This is a genomic window from Burkholderia sp., from assembly GCF_018375725.1.
In the GTDB taxonomy this organism is placed as follows: Bacteria; Pseudomonadota; Gammaproteobacteria; order Burkholderiales; family Burkholderiaceae; genus Burkholderia.
The window spans coordinates 1-4,027 of record NZ_JAHACR010000352.1; the positions used below are offsets into that span (position 1 = coordinate 1).

General features: G+C 67.6%; 4 protein-coding genes. 3 read left to right on the top strand and 1 reads right to left on the bottom strand.

Annotation, left to right across the window (positions count from 1 at the left end):
* Nucleotides 1-1,075, top strand: a 1,075-nt coding sequence (locus tag KH616_RS22490; RefSeq protein WP_292252111.1) for a ClcB-like voltage-gated chloride channel protein, incomplete at its 5' end; no start/stop codon positions are given.
* 68 nt (nucleotides 1,076-1,143) lie between these two features.
* Here KH616_RS22490 and KH616_RS22495 read toward each other — a convergent pair.
* Nucleotides 1,144-1,764, bottom strand: coding sequence for a TetR/AcrR family transcriptional regulator (locus KH616_RS22495; protein WP_292252112.1), 621 nt, complete (start codon nucleotides 1,762-1,764; stop codon nucleotides 1,144-1,146).
* A gap of 173 nt (nucleotides 1,765-1,937) precedes the next feature.
* Here KH616_RS22495 and KH616_RS22500 point away from each other — a divergent pair, with 173 nt between their 5' ends.
* Both KH616_RS22500 and KH616_RS22505 read left to right on the top strand, forming a co-directional pair.
* Nucleotides 1,938-3,047, top strand: coding sequence for an efflux RND transporter periplasmic adaptor subunit (locus KH616_RS22500; protein WP_292252113.1), 1,110 nt, complete (start codon nucleotides 1,938-1,940; stop codon nucleotides 3,045-3,047).
* Nucleotides 3,044-4,027 (top strand): efflux RND transporter permease subunit (locus KH616_RS22505; RefSeq protein WP_292252114.1); only part of this gene is annotated, 984 nt, incomplete at its 3' end. The genes KH616_RS22500 and KH616_RS22505, both read left to right, overlap by 4 nt.

Sequence of the window (4,027 nt, forward strand, 5' to 3'; positions counted from 1 at the left end):
CGGCTACCGGCCGCCCTACGAAATGCCGGTGTTCCCGGCCGTCACCGGGCCGGAGGTACTGCCGTTCGTCGTGCTCGGCCTGCTGTGCGGCGCGGCGGCACCGCAATTCCTGCATCTGCTCGAAGCGTCGAAGAAACAGTTCCAGCGGCTGCCCGTGCCGCTGCCGGTCCGGCTCGCGATCGGCGGCCTGATCGTGGGCGCCATCTCGGTATGGGTGCCGGACGTCTGGGGCAACGGCTACAGTGTCGTGAACCATATCCTGCATTCGCCGTGGACCTGGCAGGCGCTCGTCGCCGTGCTGGTGTTCAAGGTGCTCGCGACCGCCGCGACGACGGGCTCCGGCGCGATCGGCGGGATCTTCACGCCGACGCTGTTCGTCGGCGCGGTCGCCGGCTCGCTGTTCGGGCTCGGCATGGACGCCCTGTGGCCCGGCCACGCGGCCGGGTACTACGCGTACGCGATGGTCGGCATGGGCGCATTCATGGCCGGCGCGACACAGGCGCCGCTGATGGCGATCCTGATGATCTTCGAAATGACGCTGAGCTACCAGGTCGTGCTGCCGCTACTGGTGTCGTGCATCGTCGCGTATTTCGTTGCGCGCGCAACCGGCACGACGTCGATGTACGAGATCACGCTGCGCCGCCACCAGGACGAGCAGCAGCGGATGCGGCTCAGGACCACGCAGATGCGCGAGCTGATCCAGACCGCGCAGACGGTCGTGCCGCTGACGGCGAGCGTCGCCGACATGACCCGCGTGTTCCTCGAATATCCGGTGAAGTATCTGTACGTGACCGACGAAGCCGGACGTTTTCGCGGCGCGGTCGCGCTGAAGGACATCACGAGCGACCTGCTAGACCGGCGCGACACCGCAGACAAGACCGCCGCCCACTATGCGCACACGCCGTTTCCGCTGCTCACGCCCGACATGCCGCTCGGCACCGCGCTCGAACGTTTCATGCGTTTTCAGGGCGAGCGGCTGCCGGTCGTCGAAAGCGACGCCGAGCCGACGCTCGCGGGCGTCGTCTACAAGACGTCGTTGCTGGATGCGTATCGCCGGATGACGGCCGAGCGCTGACGCGCCGCCGTGCATCGCCACCGTTCACACCAGCCCGGCGCCCTGGCCGGTCGCCCTGGCCGGTCACATCAATCCGGCGCGCGCCCGAGCACCACGCGCGCAAAGAACCCCGCCAGCACCGCTTCGGCCGCGCCGGCCGAAACGTGCTGCGGATCGGCCGTGAGATACGATTGCACGCCGTCGCACAGGCTCATCAGCCCGAGCGCGAGCGTCTCGGCGGGCAACAGAAGCGGCGTGCCCGCACGCTCCGCGAACTGGCGAATGTATTCGGTCATCTGCTCGCGCTGTTCCTGCAGGAACTGGTTGAAGCGCGCGCGGAACTTCGCGTCGCGCGCCGCCTGCAGCTTCGCCTCGACCCACAGCAGGAAACGGCGGTCGTCGCGGTGCAGCCGGCTGTAGTACGCCAGCGCAGTCGATTCCATCTGCTCGCGCGTGCCGCCGCTATCGAAAATTTCCTGCAATTCCGCCTGCATCGACGCATGGTCGCGCTCGAGCAGCTCGACCAGCAGATCGGCCTTGCCGCGGAAATTCGAATAGAACGCGCCGCGCGTGTAGCCGGCCGCCGCCGCGATGTCCTCGACGCTCGCCGCGACATAGCCTTTCTTCAGAAAAATCGTCTGCGCGGCATTCAGCAGGCGCTCGCGCGTCTGGTCTTTGCTCTGCTCACGGGTTAGGCGCTGGGGTTTCATGGCGCGCAGTCTAGCACCTTTTTCCTTTCTCATTCAGCTTTGCATTCAGATACAGGTGTGTATTAGAATCCGCCACAGTTTCGCTCTTGTCCGCCTGTGCCGCCACGCACGCCGTTCGTGGCGAGCGCCGCGCCGGCGGGATTCGTTCCGCTCTTTCCTCGTCTGGGGGTTTCGTGAATCGCTCCAGTTTCCGCGCTGCGCTGCTGATCGGCACGGCGTTCGTGCTTGCTGCCTGTCACCCGAAGGAATCCGCGCCGCCTGCGCCGCGCCCGGTCGTGGCGCTGCCCGTGCATGCCGACGGCGCCGCGCCGTCGCGCACGGTGCCCGGCGATATCCAGCCGCGCTACGCCACGCCCTTGTCGTTTCGCATCGCCGGCAAGATCGTCGAGCGCAAGGTGCGCCTCGGCGATACGGTGAAAGCCGGCCAGGCCGTCGCACAACTCGACCCGTCCGATTTCGAAAAGAATGCCGCCAGCGCGCAGGCGCAATTCGATGCCGCCCAGCACCGGCTCGCATTCGCCAGGCAGCAACTCGACCGTGACCGCGCGCAGGCTCGCGAAAACCTGATCGCGACCGCCCAGCTCGAACAGACCGAGGACGCCTACACATCGGCGCTTGCGCAGCGCGATCAGGCGCAGCAGCAGGCCGCGCTCGCGAAGAACCAGCTGCGCTACGCGACGCTCGTCGCCGATCACGCGGGCTACATTACCGCCGAGCAGGCCGACACCGGCCAGAACGTGTCCGCCGGCCAGCCTGTCTATCAGCTCGCGTGGGCGGGCGACATCGACGTCGTCAGTGACGTGCCCGAAGCCGCGCTCGGCTCGCTCGCGCCGGGCCATGCGGCGACCGTCAAGCTGCCGTCGCTGCCCGGACGCAGCTTCGCCGCCAAGGTGCGCGAGATCGCGCCGGCGGCCGACCCGCAAAGCCGCACGTATCGCGTGAAGCTGTCGCTCGAACAGCCCGATGCCGCCGTCCGGCTCGGCATGACGGCCGACGTTGCGTTCGACGGCGCGCCAGCCGCGGCGGGCGACACGCGCATCACGCTGCCGGCGACAGCGCTGTTCCACGATGCCCAGCATCCGGCCGTGTGGATCGTGCGCCAGAAAGACGACACGCTCGAATTGCGCCGCGTCGACGTCGTCCGCTTCGATGCGCGCACGATCACTGTGTCGCGCGGCATCCAGCCGGGCGAGCGCGTCGTGCTGCAGGGCGTGCATACGGTCAGCGCGGGCGAGAAGGTGCGCGCGGTCGCCCCGCTGCACCCGGAGGACTTCGCGTCATGAGTACGCTTCGCGAAGAAGAAGGCCGCTTCAATCTCTCCGCATGGGCGCTCCGGCATCAGGGGCTCGTCGTCTACCTGATCGCGCTGGCGGCCATCGCCGGCATCCTCGCGTATACGCGCCTTGCGCAGTCCGAGGATCCGCCGTTCACATTCCGCGTGATGGTGATCCGCACGTTCTGGCCGGGGGCGACCGCCCGCCAGGTACAGGAACAGGTCACCGACCGGATCGGCCGCAAGCTGCAGGAAACGCCCGCGATCGACTTCCTGCGCAGCTATTCGCGGCCGGGCGAATCGCTGCTGTTCTTCACGATGAAGGATTCGGCGCCGGTCAAGGACGTGCCCGAGACCTGGTACCAGATTCGCAAGAAGGTCGGCGACATCGGCTACACGCTGCCGCCCGGCGTGCAGGGACCGTTCTTCAACGACGAGTTCGGCGACGTCTACACCAGCATTTGGACACTCGAAGGCGACGGCTTTTCGCCCGCGCAGCTGCACGACTATGCCGACCAGCTTCGCACCGTGCTGTTGCGCGTGCCGGGCGTCGGCAAGGTCGACTATTTCGGCGATCCCGACCAGCGGATCTTCATCGAGGTCAACAACGCGCAGCTCACGCGTCTCGGCATTTCGCCGCAGCAGCTCGGTCAGGCGGTCAATGCGCAGAACAGCGTGTCGTCGGCCGGCGTGCTGACGACCGCCGACGACCGCGTGTTCGTGCGACCGAGCGGCCAGTATGAAAGCGTCGATGCGATCGCGGGCATGCTCGTGCGCATCAACGGCCGCACGTTCCGGCTCGGCGATCTCGCGACGATCAGGCGCGGCTACGACGAGCCGACCGTCACGCAAATGCGCGCAGGCGGCAAGGCCGTGCTCGGCATCGGCGTCACGATGCAGCCGGGCGGCGACGTGATCCGGCTCGGCAAGGCGCTCGACGCCGAAACGAAGACCCTGAAGGCGCGCCTGACTGCCGGACTCAAGCTGACC

Excerpts from the sequence above, each read along its gene's own strand:
- KH616_RS22495 (WP_292252112.1), bottom strand. The coding sequence starts at position 1,764 with ATGAAACCCCAGCGCCTAACCCGTGAGCAGAGCAAAGACCAGACGCGC.